This is a genomic window from Nocardioides zeae, from assembly GCF_010686755.1.
GTDB lineage: Bacteria > Actinomycetota > Actinomycetes > Propionibacteriales > Nocardioidaceae > Nocardioides > Nocardioides zeae.
This window is the reverse complement of record NZ_JAAGXA010000009.1, coordinates 143,393-163,365: the sequence shown is the minus strand read 5'-3', so window position 1 is coordinate 163,365 and position 19,973 is coordinate 143,393. Positions and strand designations below refer to the sequence as shown.

The window sequence follows — 19,973 nt, the reverse complement described above, 5'->3', positions numbered from 1 at the left end:
GCGCCGGGCGCCGGCACGGCACGACGACGAAGGGCCCGCCGGCAGTCAGCCGGCGGGCCCTTCGTCTCGGTGGAGCAGGTGGAGCAGGCGGCTCAGGTGTTCTGCTTGGCCAGGGTGCCCAGGTAGAGCTCGATGACCTTCGGGTCGTTGGCGAGCTCGCGGCCGGTGGCCGTGTAGGCGTTGCGGCCGTGGTCGAGCACGTAGCCGCGGTCGCAGATCTGCAGGCACCGGGCGGCGTTCTGCTCGACCATGACGACGGAGACGCCCGCCTTGTTGATGTTGCGGGTCTGGACGAAGACCTCGTCCTGCATGGCGGGGGAGAGGCCTGCCGAGGGCTCGTCGAGGAGCAGCACCGAGGGCTCCATCATGAGCGCGCGGCCCATGGCGACCATCTGCCGCTCACCGCCTGAGAGGGAGCCGGCACGCTGGTTGCGGCGGGCACCGAGCGCCGGGAAGATCCCCGTGACGAAGTCGAAGCGCTCGGCGAACTTCTTGGGCGCCTGGTAGCAGCCCATCTGGAGGTTCTCCGCGATGGACAGGCTGGGGAAGACGTTGTTGGTCTGGGGCACGAACCCGATGCCCTTGGTGACCAGGCTGTCCGCCCGCTGGTTGGTGACCTCCTCGCCGCGCAGCGTGACCGAACCGGTGTGGATCTTGACCAGTCCGAAGAGCGCCTTGAGGAGCGTCGACTTGCCCGCGCCGTTGGGGCCGATGATGCCGACGAGCTCGCCCGGCTGGCAGTAGAGGTCGGCCCCGTTGAGGATGTTGACGCCGGGCAGGTAGCCCGCGATCAGGTTGTCCGCCCGCAGGACGGCACCGTCGGCAGCGGCGAGGTGCGCCCGGCGGGCGGCCTCGGCTCGCTCGTCGGCGCCCCCGGCGGCCTTGCTCAGGTCGGCGTTCACGCGTTGCCCTCCTTCTCGGCCTCGATCTCGGCCTCCGCCTCGGCGAGGATCTCCTCGGGGTCGAGGTCGCTGATGTCGGTGTCGTGGTGGGCGCCCAGGTAGGCGTCGATGACGCGCTGGTCGCTCATGATGCTGTGCGGGGGGCCCTCGGCGATGACGGCGCCCGCGGCCATGACGACCACCCAGTCCGAGATGTCGCGGACCATGTCCATGTCGTGCTCGACGAAGAGGACGGTCATGCCCTCGTCGCGCAGCGACTTCACGTGCCCCAGCAGCGACTGCTTGAGCGCCGGGTTCACGCCGGCCATCGGCTCGTCGAGCATGACGAGCTCCGGCTCCACCATGAGCGCGCGAGCCATCTCGAGCAGCTTCCGCTGACCGCCCGAGAGCGAGCCGGCGAAGTCGTTCTCCTTGGCGTCGAGCTTGAACCGGCGGAGCAGCTCGCGGGCGCGCTCCGTGTTGGCCTTCTCCTGGCCGCTCCACAGGAACGCCAGCGGACCCGCCCAGAACCGCTCACCGAGCTGGCTGGTCGCGCCGAGGCGCATGTTCTCCAGCACGGTGAGCTTGGACAGCACCTTGGTCAGCTGGAAGGTGCGGACCATGCCGAGCTTCGCGACCTTGTACGCCGCGACGCGCTTCAGCGACTTGCCGTTGAGGTAGCGCTCGCCCGTGTCAGGGGTGTCGAACCCGGTGAGCAGGTTGAAGAAGGTCGTCTTGCCGGCACCGTTGGGGCCGATCAGCGCGGTGATGACACCGCGCTGGATCTCCAGGTGGCCCACGTCGACGGCCTTGAGGCCACCGAACTGCCGCGTGATGTTGTCGACGACGACGATGGGGTCGGGCTTGGCCGCACCCGGCTCGTGGGCGACGTCGGCCAGGGCGGCCGCGGCTGCGCCGCGGGACTTCTCGAGGTCAGCGGGCATCGATCGCGAGCTCCTTCTTGTCGCCGAAGATCCCTTGCGGGCGGAAGATCATGAGCAGCATCAGCACGAGGCCCACGATCATGAACCGCACGTTGCCGGTCTGGTCCGGGTTGAGCAGCCACCCGGGCACGAAGCCGCCGTCGCCGGTGATGCGCTTGAGCAGGACGTCCATGAAGGTCAGCAGGAACCAGAAGAGCACGGCACCCACGACCGGGGACATCACGCGCGCCGCACCACCGAGGATGAGCATGGTGAAGGCGATGAAGGTGAAGTCGGTGTTGAAGCTGTCCGGCTGCACCGAGCCCTTGCCGAGCGCGCCGACGAAGCCACCGAGGGCACCGATGACGCCACCGAGGATGAGTGCCTGCAGCTTGTAGCTGTAGACGTTCTTGCCGAGCGAGCGGACGGCGTCCTCGTCCTCGCGGATGCTCTTCAGCACGCGGCCCCAGGGGCTGCGCATGAGCAGGAAGACGAAGGCGAGCACGAGCGCGACGAGCAGCCAGCCCACGGTGATGACCCAGAGGTCGTTGCGGCTGAAGCCGATGGCGCCCTCGCCGTACGGGTTGAGGTCGCGGAAGTCGGCGGTGAAGCCCTGCACGCCGTCACGTGCGTTGAAGTACTGCTTGAACGACGTCGAGAAGATCAGCCGGGCGATCTCCGCGACGGCGATCGTGACGATCGCGAGGTAGTCCGCGCGCAGGCGCAGAGTCGGCAGACCCATGACCAGGGCCAGCAGGACGGCACCGACCAGGGCCAGCAGCAGCGCCGGCACGAGCGGGACGTCGAACGACACGATGAGCACGGCCATGCCGTAGGCACCGACCGCGGCGAACGCGGCCTGGCCGAAGTTCAGCAGGCCCGTGTAGCCGTAGTGGATGTTGAGGCCGATGGCGGCCAGCACGTACGAGATCGCGATGGGTGCGAACGCGTCGTGGAGCGCGTTGGTGAGCAGGTCCATGAGATCCCTTTCAGCCGATCCGCTCGCGGCGGCCGAGGAGGCCCTGCGGTCGGACGAGAAGGATGATGACGAGGAGCAGCAGCGCGCCGGCGTTCTTGAGGTCCGGCGGGATCACCAGCGCCGAGAGCTCGATGAGCACACCGATGATGAGGCTGCCGACGAGCGCGCCCCACACCGACCCGAGGCCGCCGACGCAGCAGGCTGCGAAGAGCAGCAGCAGCATGAGCTGGCCGATCTGGTAGGTCACGCCGAGCTGGAACGCGAGGAACGTGCCCGCGAGCGCGGCGAGGGCCGTGCCCACCATCCACACCGTGGAGACGACCCGGTCGACGTTGATGCCGGTGGCCGCCGCCAGCGCCGGGTTGTCGGAGACCGCGCGGGTCGCGCGGCCGAGGCGGGTGTAGGACAGGCCCGCGATGACCGCGGCGAGCACGACGATGCAGACGCCGGCGATGATGATGTCACGGGTCGTGTAGGTGAACAGCCCGGCGAAGTCCGACCCGGCGCCGGTGGCATACTCGTCGTACACCTCGGTGCGGGAGCCCGTGATGTAGGCGAAGAAGTTGCGCAGGAAGAACTGCAGGCCGATGGAGACGATCATCATCGCGATCAGTCCGATGCCGCGGTGACGGAGCGGGGCCCACAGGAACCTGTCCTGCAGCCAGCCCACGCCCACGGCGGCCACCACCGTGATGGGGACCGCCAGGAGGAACGGCACCCCCAGTGACGTGTTGAGCAGCATGGTGCACACCGCGCCGAAGGTGACGAGCTCGCCGTGCGAGAAGTTGGTGAGGCCCGTGGTGCCGAACACCATCGAGAGCCCCAGCGCCGCCATCGCCATGATCAGGCCGAACAGCAGGCCGTTGTAGATGCTGGCGGGGACGCGGTCCCACTTCGTCATGACGTTGCGGTTGTCCTCGCCGATGAGGAAGGTGACGCCGACCGTGGAGATGTTGAGCGTCACGGTCTGCTCGGCGGGCGCGCCCTCGCGCATGGCGGCGCCGTCGGGGAGCGAGTCCTCGTCGAGCTCGACGAGGACGGTGGCGCCCTGGAACTCCGCGGGGATCTCGAGCACCGCGCGTCCGTCGGCGTCGGTCGTGGCCTCGACGGCCTCACCGCCCTCGGGGGTCGCGGTGATGTCGACGCCCTCGACGGGGGCGTTGTCGTTGCTGGTGTCGCGCAGGTTCACGGTGACGCGGTAGCCGTCCTCGGCCGCGGATGCGGCCTGGGCGGACGGCGCGACGCCGAGGATGACCAGCGCGAGCAGCAGGGGGGCGAGGAACCGGAGCACCGAGCGGTGGCTCGGGATGCCTCCGCGTCCCCGGGTCTGTGGCCGCGGCGGGGTGTCCGCGGCTCGGGTGCCGATCTGCATGGGGCTCCTGTTCGAGCTCGGCGCGTCAGGGCATGACGCATGTGGGGTGGAACGCTATGACGCCGGGAGCGGTCACGTCGTCGCTTGAGGTAACGAAGCGGGAACAATCGGTGTTCGGTGTCACAGCGGGCAGCGGATCACCGCAGTCGCACGACCGCCTCGACCAGCAGGGGCGCCACCACGAGCGCGGGGAGGAGCGAGGCCACCGCCACCTGGGCGACGTCGAGGAGCCGCAGGGCGACGCCGACGAGCAGCACGCCGCCGACCGCGCTCAGCGCGGCGACGTGGGCCGCGGGAAGCACGTCGCCCACGACGAGGCCGACGAGGGTGAGCCCGCCCTGCACGACCACGACGGTGAGCGCGGAGGCGGCGACGCCCCAGCCGAACGTCGCGGCGAAGGCGATGGCCGCGAACCCGTCGAGGGTGGCCTTGAGGTAGAGCTGCTCGGCGCCGTTGCCGAGCCCGTCGTTGAGCGACCCGAGCACGGTGAGCGGTCCCGTGCAGAAGACGAGGGACGCGGCCACGAAGCCGGCTGTGAAGCGATCGGTGCGCGCGGGGTCCGACCCGGCGTCCGACTCGGCGTCCGACCCGGCGTCCGACCCCCGGTCCGCGGCCACGGTCCGCCGCGCCAGGCGCCGCTCCGTCCAGCGTCCCAGGGCGACGAGCCGCCCGTCGAGGTCGAGCGCGGCGCCCACGATCCCGCCGATCAGCACCGCGCCCAGCACGATGAGCATCGGCGCGCCCGTGCCGGTGGCCGCGGCCAGGTCGGCGTCGAGCACGTCGGCGGCCGCGACCGCCGCCACGAGCAGCGTCACGAGCCCGAGACCGTCGGTGACCACGCGCCGTACCCGCTCGGGGAGACGCCCTCCCAGCGCCACCCCCAGGCCGGAGCCCACCAGCACGGTGACGACGTTGAGGAGGGTGCCCGAACCGACGAACATCAGCGCTCCCTCAACTTTTGCCCGGCTCCCGTGCCAGCGCGGCTGCGGCGAGCGTAGGGTGACGACCGGCGCACCGTGGGGGCGGGTGCCGCAACGGTGATCGAAGTGCGTGGGCCCCCTGGTCCGCGCGTGGCCCGAGGCGGAGGACACATGGCGACGGCAGTGACCCGGGCGGTGTCCTCCTGATGGGAGCCCCTCTCACCCTGCGCGCCGCGGCGCTCCCCGACATCCCCGCCCTGGCCGCCCTGTGGGCCGAGTCGCTCCGCTCCGTCGAGGAGGGAGCGTCGGACGTCGCCCGCCTCGTCGAGGCCTCGCTCACGGGGGAGGCCCACCGGATCGTGGTGGCCGAGTACGGCGGTGCGTTCGCCGGCGCCGTGCTGCTGCGGATGATCACCGTCTCGCCGCTGGACCCGACGCCCATGGTGCACCTGGCCTCGCCGACCGTGCTGCCGGAGTTCCGCCGTCGCGGGGTGGGCCGGGCGCTGGTCGAGGCCGGCGTGGCCTACGCCGAGGAGCACGACGTGTCCCAGGTGTCGACGGCCTCGGCGAGCACCTCGCGCGACGCCAACCGCTTCATGGCCCGGCTGGGTCTCGCGACGCGGGCGTCCTTCCGGGTCGCCCCGACGGCGACGGTGCGGGCCCGCATCACGGCGATGCGCCCCACGATGGCGCGGCCGCCGCGCCAGCAGCTCACCAGCGTGCTCGCCGCCCGCCGCTCGATGCGGCGGACGACGACGCAGCGCGCGGGCTGAGCCTGCGCCCGGCCGGGAGCTGCCCCGGCGCTCCGGTCCGCGTCAGCCGGCGGACGGGACCCGGTCGACGGGGATCAGCGAGCAGGTGATCCGGGCGGTGCAGACCCGCTTGCCGGCCTCGTTCGTGATGACCACCTCGAAGCACGTCGAGCTGCGCCCCAGGTGGACCGGCGTGGCGACGCCCGTGACGACGCCGGACGTCGCCGACCGGTGGTGCGTGGCGTTGATGTCGACGCCGACAGCGGCGCGGTCGGGGTGGGCGTGGAGCGCCGAGCCGACGGAGCCGAGCGTCTCGGCGAGCACGACGGAGGCGCCGCCGTGGAGGAGCCCGTAGGGCTGGGTGTTGCCCTCGACGGGCATCGTGGCCACGATCCTCTCGCGCGAGACCTCGACCATCTCGATGCCCATCTTCTCGTTGAGCGCGCCCATGCGCTCCGACATCTGCGCGACGAGCTCGTCGAGACCGGGCACGGGGGTGGTGGCGTCCTTGTCCATGCCGGTCATTCTGCTCCCGGCCGCGCCCGGCGTCGTCGGTGGTCACGGTTAGGGTCGGCACGTGCCTCAGTCGACGACCTCCGCCACCGTCACGCCCGCCGCCGAGGGGCGGCCGCGCCTGCTGCTGCTCGACGGCCACTCGTTGGCCTACCGGGCGTTCTTCGCGCTCCCCGTCGAGAACTTCTCCACGACGACGGGGCAGCACACCAACGCGGTCTACGGCTTCACGTCGATGCTCGTCAACGTGCTCCGCGACGAGCAGCCCACGCACGTGGCCGTCGCGTTCGACGTGTCCCGCCAGACGTTCCGCCTGGAGCAGTACGCGGAGTACAAGGCGAAGCGCAACAAGACGCCGGGGGAGTTCGGCAGCCAGCTGCCGATCATCGAGCAGCTCCTCGACGCCTTCGGCATCACCTTCCTCAAGAAGGAGGGGTACGAGGCCGACGACATCATCGCGACGCTGACGACGCAGGCCCTCGCGGACGGCATGGAGGTCCTCATCCTCACGGGCGACCGCGACTCGCTGCAGCTGGTGACCGACCGCTCCACGGTGCTCTACCCCATGCGGGGCGTCTCCGACCTGGCGCGGATGACGCCGGCGGCGGTGGAGGAAAAGTACAAGGTGCCGCCCCACCGCTACCCGGAGCTGGCGGCGATCGTGGGCGAGACCTCGGACAACCTGCCCGGGGTGCCCGGCGTGGGGCAGGGGTTCGCGGCGAAGTGGATCAACCAGTACGACGGGCTCGACAACGTCATCACCCACGCCGACAAGATCACCGGCAAGAAGGGCGAGGCGCTGCGCGAGCACCTCGGCGACGTGATCCGCAACCGCCAGCTCAACGCCCTGGTGCGCGACCTCGACCTCGACAAGACCCCCGCGCAGCTCGGGCTGGCGCCCTGGGACCGGGCGACGGCGCTGACCCTGTTCGACGAGCTGGAGTTCCGCGGAGAGCTGCGGCAGCGCACCATCGACACCCTGAGCGTGGAGGAGGAGCCGCCGGTCGAGGAGGGCGGCTTCGAGCTCGCCGGTCGTCAGCTGGAGCCCGGGGAGGTCGCCGCGTTCCTCGACGGGCTCGGCAGCCAGCACGTGGGCGTCCACGTGCGGGGCAGCTGGGGCTCCGGCACGGGGACGGTCGACGGCGTCGCCGTCGCCGGCGCGACCGGGCTGGCGGCGTACGTCGACGTCGCGAGCCTCACGCCGGAGGACGAGGCCGCGCTGGCCGGGTGGCTGGCCGACCCCGCGCGACCGAAGGTGCTCCACGACGCGAAGGGGCCGCAGCACGCGCTGAGCGCGCACGGGTGGACGCTGGCCGGGCTGGTCAGCGACACCGCGCTGGCGGCGTACCTGGTGCAGCCCGACCAGCGCTCCTACGCGTTGGCCGACCTCACGTTGCGCTACCTGCGGCGCGAGCTGCGCACGGAGACCACCGGCGAGCAGGAGGCGCTGTTCGACCACGGCGACGAGGTCGCCGACACGGCGATGCTCCACGCCCGGGCCGTCATCGACCTGGCGGAGACCCTCGACGGCGAGGTGGAGGCCGTCGGCGGTGCCCGTCTCCTCGCGGAGGTGGAGCTGCCGCTCATCCAGCTGCTCGGCCGGCTCGAGCGCACCGGCGTCGCGGTGGACACGGCGCGGCTCGAGGAGCTCGAGGCCCACTTCGCCGAGGAGGTCCGTCGTGCCGCCGAGGAGGCGTTCGCGGTGATCGGCAAGGAGATCAACCTGGGCTCGCCCAAGCAGCTGCAGGTGGTGCTCTTCGACGAGCTCGGCATGCCGAAGACCAAGCGCACGAAGACGGGCTACACGACCGACGCCGACGCGCTGCAGTCGCTCTACGTGAAGACCGAGCACCCGTTCCTGCTGCACCTGCTGCGCCACCGCGACGTCGCCCGCCTGCGGCAGACGATCGAGGGCCTGCTCAAGACGGTCCAGCCCGACGGGCGGATCCACACGACGTTCAACCAGATGATCGCGGCGACGGGCCGCCTGTCGAGCACCGACCCGAACCTCCAGAACATCCCGGTCCGCACCGAGGAGGGCCGCCGCATCCGTGAGGCGTTCGTCGTCGGCCCGTCCTACGAGTCGTTGATGACGGCCGACTACAGCCAGATCGAGATGCGGATCATGGCCCACCTCTCCGAGGACGACCTCCTCATCGAGGCGTTCCGCTCGGGCCGCGACTTCCACTCGATCACCGCCGCGCGCGTCTTCGACGTCGCGCCGGACGCGGTGACGAGCGAGATGCGGGCCAAGATCAAGGCGATGAACTACGGGCTGGCCTACGGCCTGTCCGCCTTCGGCCTGGGGCAGCAGCTGGGCATCGAGCCGTCCGAGGCCCGGGGGCTCATGGACGAGTACTTCGAGACCTTCGGCGGCATCCGCGACTACCTCGCCGGCGTCGTCGTGGAGGCCCGCAAGTCGGGGTTCACGGAGACGATCATGGGGCGCCGCCGCCAGCTGCCCGACCTCACCAGCGACAACCGGATGCGCCGGGAGGCGGCCGAGCGGATGGCCCTCAACGCCCCCATCCAGGGCTCGGCCGCGGACCTCATCAAGGTCGCGATGCTCAACGTCCAGAGCGCCATCGAGGAGCAGGGCCTGACGTCGCGGCTGCTCCTGCAGGTGCACGACGAGCTCGTGCTCGAGGTGGCGCCGGGGGAGCGGGACCGGCTGGAGGCCCTGGTGCGGGAGCAGATGGCCTCCGCGGCCGACCTACGGGTGCCGCTCGACGTCTCCGTCGGCACGGGCGTCAGCTGGCACGCCGCCGCGCACTGAGGTCGGCGCGGGCCCGGCCTCGGGGCCGGGCGCCATCCCGCCGGGCTCGCCGGGCTCACCCGGGGTGCCGACCCCGGGCACGGCGGGCGGCCGGTGGCCGCGGCCCTGGAGCACCGCGACGAGCAGCAGGGCGACGAGCACGACGGCGTTGATGGTGATGACGACGGAGATGAGCCCGGTCGCGGTGGCGGCCACGGGCACGACGACCCCGAGCACGGCGAGGCCCGCCCACACGGCGTACACGGCGCCCCGGTGCTGGCGGGCGACGACCTCGTAGACCATGACCTGGGTCATCGCGAACAGCGTGCCGAGCAGGGCGAAGAGCCACAGCTGGTGCTCGATCTCGGCGTACTCGGCGCCGCCGACGAACTCGACGACGAGCGAGCGGCGGGCGTCGCCGGAACCGACGACGACGAGCTCGCCCACGGCCCAGGCGCCCGCGGTCGCGACGACGCCGATGCCGCCGACGAGCGCGACGCCCTTGAGGTACATCCGCTGCGCGCCCTCCGAGGCCATCGCCGGGAAGGCGATGACGACGACGAACTGGGGCAGGAAGAGCACAGCCTTCGCGAGGATGAGCCCACCGGCGTAGAGCCCGGCGTCGTGGGCGTCGAGCGTGATGCGTGCGAGCACCACGTCCGCGTTGGTGAGGGCGAAGAACGCCAGCAGGGCGTGGGAGTTGTGGGCGACCTCGCGCAGCACGGTGCGCATCGGGGCGGGACCGGGGCCCTCGCCGCCGCGGCGGCGGCGCAGCGCCCAGCCGCCGATGAGCACGGGCACGACGGCGCCGAGGAGCACACCGGCCATCGCACCGGTCGCGTCGGGGCGCACGGCGACGCCGAGCGCGCCGAAGCCCAGTCGACCCAGGCCCATGCCCAGGTAGATGGCGGCGAGCGGCGTCCACTTCTTCTCGCCCTGGAAGATGCCGGCCTGGCCGCCCATGACGGTCAGCGGCACCGCGATCGCCGCGACGAGGAGGGCGGGCACGAAGGAGCCCAGGTCGAGCGCGATGGTCACCAGGGGGCTGAGCACGAGGCAGAGCAGGCCGAGCGCCCACGCGGAGCGCCGGGCGGTGACGAGGATGCGGTTCTCGATGCGCTCGCGGTGGCTCGGGTCGGCGGCGACCTGGCGGGCGCCGGTGGCCTGGAGGCCGACCGACAGCACGTTGACGACGAGCAGGAGGCCCATGAGCGCGGCGACCGCGCCGTACTCCTTCGGCCCGAGCATGCGCGCCGCCACGAGCGTGAACCCGTAGGTGCCGACGTTCATCACCGCCATGGCGATCGCCACGCCTGCTCCTCCACGGAGCATCTCCCGTAGCGTGCCCTTCGATCCACTCACCCGCGGGAGCCTAGAGGACGCCTCGGCAGGAACCGCATCGAGCGCCCTGACACAATCCCGGCATGTCCGTGCTCACCCAGCTGCGTCTCTTCGCCGAGCGGCGGCTCTCCTTCCCGGTCGACGACGACGCCCTGGTGCTCGACGTCGGCAGCGGCGACAAGCCGTCGTGGCGCGCGGACGTCCTGCTCGACCGGTACGTCGACGCTCGCTTCGGCGGGCAGCGCTCAGGTCGGGAGGAGGCCCGGGTGACCCGGCCGCTCTTCGAGGCGGACGCCGCGGACATGCCGTTCGCGGACGGGGCGTTCGACTACACGATCTGCTCCAACCTCCTCGAGCACGTGCCGGACCCGGGCGCGGTGATCGACGAGCTGGTGCGGGTGTCGCGGGCGGGGTACGTCGAGGTGCCCGACGCTCCGAGCGCGAAGATCGTGGACTTCCCGAGCCACGTCTGGTGGTGCCGCCTCGAGCCGGCAGCGGACGGCGCCCCCGGCACTTCCGGCACTCCCGGCACGCTGGTGCTCACCGCGAAGACGACGCCGCACGCCGACCCGGAGGTGGCGGCGTACCTGGACCGCACGGGACTGCGGCGCGGTGTCGAGAAGGTGCTGGACTCGCAGTTCGAGTCGCGGGTGCTGATGCTGCACTGGCGCGACCGGCTGGACTACCGGGTCGAGGGCGAGGTCGACCCCGCGCTCATGGCGTGGGCCCTCGAGCAGCCCGGCCACCCGCGCACGGCCGTGGCCGGTGCCATCGCTGCGGCGACCGACGTCGTCACGTGGCGGCGGCAGCGTCGCATGGCGCGACGCCCGATCCGCTTCGACGACGTGGTGAAGCCCGAGCTGCGCCGTGGTGACGGCACTCTGCTCGAGCGGCGGGTCTACCGCCTGGGCGAGCCCGCGGCTCAGTAGGGGTCGTACGGCGAGTCGTGGCCGACGAGGCGGGCGACGGGGCGCAGCCGCAGGCGCAGGAGCACCTTGATGCCGACGTTGCGGATCCACCACGGCATCTCGGCGAGCACCCGGCCGCGGTCGGCCAGGCTGGGTCGGCCGACCCGGAAGAGCGCGAGCGACCCGGCGCGGCGCTCGTAGCGCAGCGTGCGGGAGAACAGCACGTGGCGGAGGATCGCGAGGGTCACGCCGATGGAGGAGTAGCAGTCGTGCACGAGCACGGCGCCGCCCTCGGGGAGGTGCACGGCCCACATCAGGTCGTCGCCGGCCGTCCAGTAGTCGTGCTTGCCGTCGACGTAGAGCAGGCTGAGCGGGGTGCTCCACGAGGCCCGCTCCTTCGTCGAGTAGGCCACCCGCAGGTCGATGACGTCCCGCACGCCGGCGGTCGCCATGTTCTTCTCGAAGATCGTGCGCGTCGCCGCGCCACCGAAGAGCCGGCCGTCGACGAACGGGTCGAGCGCGACGAGCCGACCCCCGCGCGCCCGGCGGGCGTGGGCGAGCACGGCCGTCGAGCGACCCTGGTGGGAGCCGATCTCGAGGGCGTCCGTGGTGCCGGGCGCCGCGAGGGCCTCGGCGTGGAGGAGGCGCGCCTGCGCCTCGGTGAGCCAGCCGGTGAAGTGCTGGGCGGTCGCCCAGACGTCGTCGAACGACGCGTCGCGGTGCGCCTCCGCGTCGGCGGGCTGGTCGGGTCGCGATGACGACAAGCGGGGGCACCTCTCACGGTCGGTCGGGGACTCGTGGCACATTACTTCACGTGAGGTGCGGCACGCGGCGGACGGGAGGTGTTCCTTGGGCGCTCGCGCGTTGACCGTGCGAGCCGCGACGTGGGCCTTCTTCGGGGTGCTCTCCTTCGTGCAGCTCCCCGGGCGCACCACCTTCGACACGAAGCTCGACCTCACCGACGACCCCCTCGCCTTCCTCGGGCGGGCCCTCCACCTGTGGAACCCGGACGGCTCCTTCGGCGAGCTGCAGAACCAGGCCTACGGCTACCTGTTCCCGCAGGGCGCGTGGTTCGCGGGCGCCGACGTGCTCGGCGTGCCCGACTGGGTCGCGCAACGCCTGTGGACCGCCCTCCTGCTCGTGCTCGCGTACGAGGGTGCCCGCGGCCTCGCGCGCGCCCTGTCCCTCTCGTCGACGGCGGCCGTGCTCGCGGGGCTGTCCTACGCGCTGGCCCCCCGCCTGTTCGGTGCCGTGGGCGTGCTGACGGGCGAGCTCCTGCCGGCCACCTTCCTGCCGTGGATGTGCTGGCCGCTCGTGGCGTGCCTGCGGGGTCGGGTCCCTCCGGTCACGGCGGGCCTGCTGTCGGGCGTCGCCGTGCTCTGCATGAGCGGTGTCAACGCGACCGGCACGATCGCGGTGCTCCCGGCGGCCCTGGTGCTGCTCGCGTCGGGGCTGCGGCACCGCACGGGTCGCCTGCTCGCTGCGTGGTGGGCCGTCGGCTGCCTCGCCGCGAGCCTGTGGTGGCTGGGTCCGCTCCTGCTGCTCGGCCGCTACAGCCCCCCGTTCCTCGACTACATCGAGACGGCGGCGGCGACGACCTCCACGACCGCGTGGGCCAACAGCGTGCGCGGGGCCGACCACTGGGTCGCCTACTACGCCGTCGACGGCCAGCCGTGGTGGCCCGCGGCCCACACCCTCGTGACGACGGGCCCGCTCGTCGTGTTCGCCGGTGTGGTCGCCGCGCTGGGCTGCTACGGGCTCACGCGCCGCGACATGCCGGCCGGTCGTCTCATGGGTGCGATCGCCCTCGTCGGGCTGCTCTGCCTCGTCGCCGGCAGCGCGGCGCAGACGGGCTCCCTCGTCGACCCGTTCGTGCGGGACCTGCTCGACGGTCCCCTCGCCCCCCTGCGCAACGTGCACAAGGTCGACCCGCTCGTCCGTCTGCCCCTGGCCCTCGGGGTGGGGCACGGGGCGGTGGCCCTGGCGGCCGCGTTCCGGAGCCGCTTCCGCGACCGCCCCGACGTGGCCGGGCCCGGCGCGCGGGGCATCCTCGTGCTGGCCGCCACGTTCGTGCTCGTCGGGGCCTCGCCCGCGGTGGGTGCGGGCATGCGCACGCCGGGCTGGGAGGCGAAGCCCGCGGCGTGGACGGAGACCGCGACGTACCTGCAGGAGCAGCCCGGTTCCCGTGCGCTCGTGGTGCCCGGCGCGGGCTTCGGCCTGCAGACCTGGGGCTGGACGATCGACGAGCCGCTGCAGGGGGAGGGAGCGTCCTGGGTCTCGCGCAGCCAGGTGCCGCTCACGCCCGGTCCGACCGCCCGGGTCCTCGACGGCCTGGAGCAGCGCTTCGCCTCGGGCGTCGGTCTGGCCGGCCTCCGCGACTACCTGGCGCGCATCGGCGTCACCCACGTGGTGCTGCGCCGCGACCTCGACCCGGCCCTCTCCGGGGGCGCCGACCCCGACCGCACGGAGCACACCCTCGCCACGAGCGCGGGCATCGAGCGGGTGGCGCGGTTCGGTGACAGCGGGGTGCCGGGGCGTGCCCTCATCGACGTCTGGGAGGTCGAGGGCGCGGCGGGAGCGGCAGCCGCGGCGCGCGTCACGGAGGGCGGTGCGACCGAGCTGAGCGGAGCGCCGGAGGACGTGCTCGGTCTCGTCGACGCCGGGCTCGTCGCCACGGACGACCCGGTGGCGCTCACCGGCGAGCCGGGGGAGGGGGGCGTCGTCACCGACGGCTACGTGCGCCGCGAGCGGCAGTTCGGCCGCGTGCACCGTGCCGTCGGGCAGACGATGGCGGCCGACGACGCCGAGCGCGACGGTCGCCGCGAGACGGACTACGCCGGGGCGCCCGGGGTCCCGCTCGCGGCGACGGAGTACGTCGCGGGTGCCTCCGTCACCGCGTCGAGCTCCCGGGGGTACGTCGACGTGCTGGGGCCGGTCGACCCCCGGCGTGGTCCGGCCGCCGCGGTCGACGCCGACGAGTCGACCTGGTGGGAGTCGGACCCCCTGCGTCCGGCGGAGGACCAGTGGCTCGACGTCGACCTCGACGCGCCGTCCCGCGGCGGGGTCGTCGAGGTCGCCTTCCTGACCGGACCGGGCGACGGGCTGCGCGAGGTGGAGCGGGCCCGTCTGGTCGTCGACGGGAGCGCCGAGGTCTACGGCGTGCCCGCCGACGGCCGGTTGCGGGTGGTCCTCCCCGCGTTCCGGACGTTGCGGGTCGAGGTCGTGCAGGCGAGCTCCAGCAGCGCGGAGACGGGCAGCGTCGGCGTGCGGGAGGTCGGCCTGCCGGGCATCGCGCCGGGGCGCACCCGGGTGCTGGCGACGCCGGTCGGTGCGAGCACCACCGTGCTGCTGCAGCAGCCGCCCGTCACGCGGGCCTGCGTGCAGCTCGACTGGGGACTGACCTGCGACGAGGACGCGGTGCTGCTCCCCGAGTCGGAGACGATGGACCGCACCTTCACGACCACCGAACCGGGCAGCTGGCGGCTGCGGGGCACCGTCTCGCCCCGCCCGGGGCCGGCGGCCGCGCGGCTGCTCGACCCGGTGGGCGGCGCCGCCACCGTCGTCGCCGACTCGGTGTACGCCGAGGACCCGCTCGCGGCGGGTGTCTTCGCCCACGACGGTGACCCCGACACGGCGTGGCGGAGCGAACCCGGCGCGGAGGAGGCGACCTTGACGTTCACGTGGCCGGGGCGGCGCACCCTGACGAGCGTCACGGCCCTCGGGGCCGCGACCGGTGGGCTGCCGGACGTGGTCACGGTCCGCACCGCCGACGGGGAGTCGCGGCGCGTGCCCCTCGGGCTCGGCACCGCCGAGATCGAGCCGCTCGTCGCCGACGGCGGTGTCGTGGTCGAGCTGGAGCGGAGCGACGGTCTCGGTCCGATGACGCTGGCCGAGCTGGGTCTCGGCGGGGTGGGCGACCTCCGCCACGCGCCGGATCCGGCGGCCGCGACCGGAGCGACCTGCGGGCTCGGCCCCGACGTGCTCGTCGACGGCGTGCGGGTGCCCACGCGGGTGGACGGCACGGTCGGTGACGTCCTCGCCGGGACCCCGCTGACGTGGGAGGCGTGCGGTGACGCCGTCGACCTCCGCCCTGGCACCCACCGCGTGGTCGCGGCGCCCACGGCCCAGTTCCTGGCCACCACCCTCGCCTGGACGCCGGCCGGGGGCGCGGCGTCGTCGGGCGCGGCGAGCGCGGCGAGCGCGACGACCACGGCGCGTCCGGCCACCGTCGACGCCCGGGACCGCACGTCCTGGGAGATCGCGGTCGGCGCCGGTGACGAGTCCGTGCTCGCCCTGCCCATGAACGCCAACCCCGGCTGGAGCGCCACCCTCGACGGACGCGACCTCGACCGGGTGGCGGTCGACGGGTGGCGGCAGGGCTTCGTCGTGCCGGCCGGCGTCGACGGTCGCGTGCTCGTGGAGTTCGCGCCGGACCGGGCCTACCGGCTCTTCCTCGTCGGTGGCGGTCTGGCCGCGGGCGTGCTCCTGCTGGCGGCCGCGACCGCGGTCGGGCGGCGGTGGCCCGGCTCGGGCCGCGACCTCCTCCTCGTGGTCGACGGCCCCGTCCCGCTGCCCGAGCACCGGCCCGTCCGCGCGCCTGCTCATCTCCGCGCCCGCCGGACGCCGCCCCCGCTCGCCGCCGTGGTCGTGCTGGCGGTGACCGTGGCGGGCGGCCTCGTCGCCGCTGCAGGCCTCGTCCTCGGGTACCGCTGGCCGGGCGAGCGCGCACGCTGGGCGGCGGTCGCCCTCGTCGGCGCGTCGGGCGTCGCGTCCGCGCTGGCCGAGCGGGCGGCGTACCCGGGTCTCGCGGCGGACGGCCTGGCCGCGCTCGGCGTCGGCTGGCTGGTCGGCATCGTGCTGGTGCGTGGTCGTGGAGGTGGGGGATGAGCGCGACGGTGGATCGTGCCCGGTCAGCGGTCGCGGCGCTCGGTGGCCGCCTGCCGCAGGTGAGCGTGTGGCACGTCGGGCTCGGGCTGGTGGCGCTGCAGACCCTGCTCCGCGCCCTCACGGTCCCGGGGTCCTACTTCTGGCAGGACGACTTCCGGCACCTCGAGCTCGCCCGCACGCTGGGCCTGAGCCGCGAGTTCCTGGTGCGCGACTACAACGGCCACCTCGAACCGGGGCAGTACGCCGTCTACTGGGTCGTCAGCCACCTCGCCGACACGTCCTTCCTGCCCGCCGCGATCTCGCTGGTGGCGCTGCAGCTGGTCGCCTCGCTCCTGCTCCTGGCGGTGCTGCGGGCCCTCTTCCCGCCCAGTCCGTGGCTGCTGGTGCCGTTCGCGGCGTACCTGTTCACGCCCCTGGCGCTGGCGACGTCCCTCTGGTGGGCGGCCGGGCTCCAAGCCCTCCCGCTGCAGGTGGCCCTGCTCGCGGCCCTGCTCGGCCTCGTGCTCCACGCGCGCACGGGCCGACGCCGCTGGGCGGTGCTCTCGGTGCTCGCCCAGGTGCTGGGCCTGGTGTTCTGGGAGAAGGCGGCCCTCGTGCTGCCGCTGCTGCTCGCGGTGCACGTGCTGGTGCTGGGGGCGGGCCTCGGCTGGCGCGCGCGGGTGGTCGAGGTGCTGCGGTTGCGGTGGCTGTGGCTCGCGCACGCGCTCGTCTGGGGCGCGTACGTCGCGGCCTACCTCACCCTCACCGACGGTGATGCCCTCGGCACCGCCTCGGACGACCAGAACCGGTGGCTGGCGGCAGGTCGAGTGCTCTTCCAGGTGCTCCTGCCCGGTGTCGTCGGCGCGCCGTGGAGCAGTGACGGCGCGATCAACACGGTGTACGCCGTGGTGCCGGTCCCGCTCGCCGCGCTCGTCAGCGCGGGCTTCGTCGCGCTCGTCGTGGTCAGCCTCCGCCGCCGTCGGGGCGCCTGGCAGGCGTGGCTGGTCGCGGTGGGGTACGTCGCCGCCGACGTGCTGCTGCTCGTCGTCGGGCGTGCGGACGCGCTCGGCCTGGTCGCCCGGGACCCCCGCTACATCACGGACGCCCTGCCGGTGCTGGTCGTCGCTGTCTGCGCGGCGTTCGCGCCGGTGCGGCCGCGGTCGCCCGAGCGGTCGCCCGAGCCGTCGTCCGAGCCGTCGTCCGAGCCGGGGGAGGAGCCGGGGGAGGAGGTGGCGGACCCGGCGCCCCCCGCACCCTTCGCGTGGTCGAGCCCCGCCGTGCTCGTGACGACGGTGGTGGCGGCGAGCTGCGTGCTCACCACCCTGCTCCTCGTGCCGGTGGTGCAGCGGGAGTACTCCCGCAACTACGTCGACGGTGCCCTGCGTGCGCTGGACGAGGACCCCGCCGCGCCGCTGCTGTCGCTGTCGCCGCCGCAGGACATCGCGGTCAGCACCGACCTGGCGGGGATCCTCACCGCCGTCGGCCGCGAGCAGGCGCTCGACCGCCCGGGGACGCAGCTGCTCGCGCTCGACGGTCTCGCGCGCCTGCGCCCGGTCGGGCTGACGGCCGTGACCGACCAGGCGACGGGCCCCGACCCCGGCTGCGGGTGGGCGGTCTCGGGGCCCCGTGTCCACGTCCTCGAGCGTGGCCCGGACGACGGCATCATCCTGCGCCTGGGGGTCGTAGCGGGGACGGAGTCCTCTCTCGTGGTGCGGGTCGGGGACGCGCTGGGCCAGGTCGTGACCGTGCCGGAGGGCGTCGGGTACGTGTGGTTCGTCGTCCGTGACGAGGGCTCGGTGCTCGTGCAGCCGGCGCCCGGCGCCCCGCCCGTGTGCGTGACCGACGCCGCCCTCGGCTCGCCGGACCTCACCGGCGCACCGGTCTCGTGACCGTCGATCCCGGCCCCGCGTCCTCGCCGGGCGCCGTCGCGACGCCGGCGGTCCCGCGGCGTACCGCCCTCCTGCTCGACGCCCTCGCCGTCCTGGTCGCGGTGGTCCTGCTCGGTCCGGCGCTCCTGCCGGGTCTCGTCCTGTCCTACGACATGGTCTGGCTGCCGGACCTGCCCGTGACGCAGGCGGGCTGGGGCCTCGTCGACGGCGCGCCGCGCGCGGTGCCGTCCGACCAGGTCGTCGCACTGCTCGACGAGCTCGTCGGTGGGGTGGTGCTCCAGAAGGCGGTGCTCCTCGGCTCCCTCGTCGCGGTCGGGAGCGGCGCCCACCGGGTCGTGCGCACCGCGCCGGCGGGGGTGCGGGCCGCGGCGGTCGTGCTCGCGACCTGGAACCCGTACGTCGTCGAGCGGCTCCTGCTCGGGCACTGGACCATGCTGCTGGCCTACGCCGTGCTGCCGTGGCTCCACGTCGCCGGGCGGCGCGCGGCGCGCGGACGTCCCCTCCCGGCGGGTTGGCTCCTCCTGCTCCCGATCGGCTCGCTCAGCGGGTCCGCCGGCGTCGCGACCGCGCTCGCCGCGGTGCTGCTGGTGGGGGTCGTGGGTCGCGCCGGGCCGCGCCGCTGGGCGCTCCTCGTGGCGGCGCTGGCGGCGGCGAACGCCCCGTGGGTCGTCGCCGGGCTCGCGGCGCCGGGGAGCGAGCCGCCCACGGCCGCTGCGGCGCGCACGGCCGCGGAGGTCTTCGCCGCGCGGGGCCCCGACGGGGTGCCCGCACCGGTCGCCGTGCTGGGGCTCGGCGGCATCTGGAACACCGACGTCGTCCCCGCCTCCCTCGCGGGGCCGTGGGCCTGGGCGTGGGCCGCGGCGGTCGTCGGCCTGCTCGTCGTGGCGTCCCGGGCCGTCGCGGGAGGCCCGCCGGTCCGCGAGCGGGTCGCCGTGCTCGGGCTCGCCGCGGCGGGGCTCGGTCTCGGACTGCTCACGTGGTGCTGGCCGGCCGCGTCCGCGGCAGTCGCCCTCGCCGTGCCGGGAGGTGGACTGCTCCGGGACGGTTCGCGCCTCGCGGGTCTGGCGCTTCCGGCGCTGCTCGTCGGGGCCGCGACCGCGGCGGCCCGGGCGACCGGGGCGACCCGGGCGACCCGGGCGGCCCGGGCGCGCGGCGCCCGCGGCGACCGCCGCGGCGTCGTGCTCGCCCCGGCCCTGGTGTGGGTGCTGCCGCTCCTCCCGGTGGCGGCGCTTCCGGACGCCGCGCTCGGGGTGCAGCAACGGCTCGAGGCGGTCGCCGTCCCGGACGACCTGGCGCGCGCCGCCGACGCGCTCGCCGACGACGACGTGCCCGGCGCGGTCGTGGTGCTGCCGTTCGCGACCTACCGTGCGCCGGCCTGGAACGGCGGTCGCCCCGTCCTCGACCCGACTCCGCGGGCCCTGGGGGCCTCCGGTCGTGAGGTCGTCGCGGCCGACGACCTCTACGTCGACGGTCGCCGCCTGCCGGGGGAGGACGTCCGCGCTCGCGCGGTGCTCGCGGCGCTGGCCCTGCCCGACGCCGACGCCCGCACCGACGCCCTGCTGCGCCTCGGCGTCAGCCACGTCGTCGTCGACCGCGGACCCGACGTCGCCGACGCCCCCACCGAGCTGGTCCCCGGCCTGCGCGCGAAGCCGCTGCTGACGACCGACGGCTGGGACGTACGGCGCCTCGAGGGCCGCGCCGCGCCGCCGCTGGCGTCGACCGGCCGGGTCGTGGTGCTCGCCGGTGCGTGGGGGGCGTTCGCCGTGCTGGTGGCCGCGGGAGGCCTCGGGGCCCTTCGCGGGGCAGTGGTGTCGGCCCTCCGGCGGAACCGGCGCGCGCACCGCTGACGTGTCGTGGAGATCCACGTCACGAAA

General features: G+C 74.0%; 14 protein-coding genes. 6 read left to right on the top strand and 8 right to left on the bottom strand.

Annotation, left to right across the window (positions count from 1 at the left end; all coding sequences use genetic code 11):
• Positions 1-92: 92 nt before the first annotated feature.
• The 5 genes from G3T38_RS14060 to G3T38_RS14040 all read right to left on the bottom strand — a co-directional run bounded on the left by G3T38_RS14060 (position 93) and on the right by G3T38_RS14040 (position 5,096).
• Positions 93-902 (bottom strand): ABC transporter ATP-binding protein, encoded by an 810-nt coding sequence (locus G3T38_RS14060; RefSeq protein WP_338037657.1) that lies wholly within the window; start codon positions 900-902, stop codon positions 93-95.
• Complete coding sequence (locus tag G3T38_RS14055; RefSeq protein ID WP_163772938.1) at positions 899-1,825, bottom strand: ABC transporter ATP-binding protein; 927 nt, start codon at positions 1,823-1,825, stop codon at positions 899-901. The genes G3T38_RS14060 and G3T38_RS14055 overlap by 4 nt, the downstream gene beginning before the upstream one ends.
• Positions 1,815-2,783, bottom strand: coding sequence for a branched-chain amino acid ABC transporter permease (locus G3T38_RS14050; RefSeq protein ID WP_163772937.1), 969 nt, complete (start codon positions 2,781-2,783; stop codon positions 1,815-1,817). The genes G3T38_RS14055 and G3T38_RS14050 overlap by 11 nt, the downstream gene beginning before the upstream one ends.
• A gap of 10 nt (positions 2,784-2,793) precedes the next feature.
• Positions 2,794-4,155, bottom strand: a complete 1,362-nt coding sequence (locus tag G3T38_RS14045) for a branched-chain amino acid ABC transporter permease (protein ID WP_163772936.1) — start codon at positions 4,153-4,155, stop codon at positions 2,794-2,796.
• Between the two features lie 137 nt (positions 4,156-4,292).
• Entirely contained in the window at positions 4,293-5,096 is an 804-nt protein-coding gene (locus G3T38_RS14040) for a DUF554 domain-containing protein (protein WP_163772935.1), read from the bottom strand.
• A 185-nt stretch (positions 5,097-5,281) separates the two neighbouring features.
• Here G3T38_RS14040 and G3T38_RS14035 point away from each other — a divergent pair, with 185 nt between their 5' ends.
• The gene (locus G3T38_RS14035) at positions 5,282-5,848 is read left to right on the top strand and encodes a GNAT family N-acetyltransferase (protein WP_163772934.1); all 567 of its coding nucleotides are present in this window, start codon (positions 5,282-5,284) and stop codon (positions 5,846-5,848) included.
• A 42-nt stretch (positions 5,849-5,890) separates the two neighbouring features.
• Here G3T38_RS14035 and G3T38_RS14030 read toward each other — a convergent pair whose 3' ends face one another.
• Positions 5,891-6,343, bottom strand: coding sequence for a hotdog fold thioesterase (locus tag G3T38_RS14030; protein WP_163772933.1), 453 nt, complete (start codon positions 6,341-6,343; stop codon positions 5,891-5,893).
• Between the two features lie 61 nt (positions 6,344-6,404).
• Between G3T38_RS14030 and polA the strand changes: the two genes are divergently transcribed.
• On the top strand, positions 6,405-9,116 hold the full coding sequence (gene polA, locus G3T38_RS14025) for a DNA polymerase I (RefSeq protein ID WP_163772932.1): 2,712 nt from the start codon (positions 6,405-6,407) through the stop codon (positions 9,114-9,116).
• Here the strand turns inward: polA and G3T38_RS14020 are convergent.
• Positions 9,054-10,406, bottom strand: a complete 1,353-nt coding sequence (locus G3T38_RS14020; protein WP_338037656.1) for a lipopolysaccharide biosynthesis protein — start codon at positions 10,404-10,406, stop codon at positions 9,054-9,056. The genes polA and G3T38_RS14020 overlap by 63 nt on opposite strands.
• 113 nt (positions 10,407-10,519) lie before the next feature.
• Between G3T38_RS14020 and G3T38_RS14015 the strand changes: the two genes are divergently transcribed.
• On the top strand, positions 10,520-11,365 hold the full coding sequence (locus G3T38_RS14015; protein ID WP_163772931.1) for a class I SAM-dependent methyltransferase: 846 nt from the start codon (positions 10,520-10,522) through the stop codon (positions 11,363-11,365).
• Here the strand turns inward: G3T38_RS14015 and G3T38_RS14010 are convergent.
• Entirely contained in the window at positions 11,359-12,108 is a 750-nt protein-coding gene (locus G3T38_RS14010) for a class I SAM-dependent methyltransferase (RefSeq protein ID WP_206675885.1), read from the bottom strand. The two genes, G3T38_RS14015 and G3T38_RS14010, sit on opposite strands and share 7 nt — an antisense overlap.
• A gap of 106 nt (positions 12,109-12,214) precedes the next feature.
• Between G3T38_RS14010 and G3T38_RS14005 the strand changes: the two genes are divergently transcribed.
• Genes G3T38_RS14005 through G3T38_RS13995 form a run of 3 tightly spaced genes read left to right on the top strand, consistent with a single transcriptional unit; the run spans position 12,215 to position 19,946 of the window.
• Positions 12,215-16,231 carry an alpha-(1->3)-arabinofuranosyltransferase domain-containing protein gene (locus G3T38_RS14005; RefSeq protein WP_338037666.1) on the top strand — a complete coding sequence of 1,339 codons (4,017 nt, stop codon included), beginning with the start codon at positions 12,215-12,217 and terminating at the stop codon, positions 16,229-16,231.
• The gene (locus G3T38_RS14000; protein WP_163772928.1) at positions 16,228-18,099 is read left to right on the top strand and encodes a hypothetical protein; all 1,872 of its coding nucleotides are present in this window, start codon (positions 16,228-16,230) and stop codon (positions 18,097-18,099) included. Before G3T38_RS14005 ends, G3T38_RS14000 begins: the two co-directional genes overlap by 4 nt.
• Positions 18,096-19,946: an MmpA family trehalose lipid delivery protein gene (locus tag G3T38_RS13995; RefSeq protein ID WP_163772927.1), complete on the top strand. Its 1,851-nt coding sequence runs from the start codon at positions 18,096-18,098 to the stop codon at positions 19,944-19,946. The genes G3T38_RS14000 and G3T38_RS13995 overlap by 4 nt, the downstream gene beginning before the upstream one ends.
• Positions 19,947-19,973: the final 27 nt, after the last annotated feature.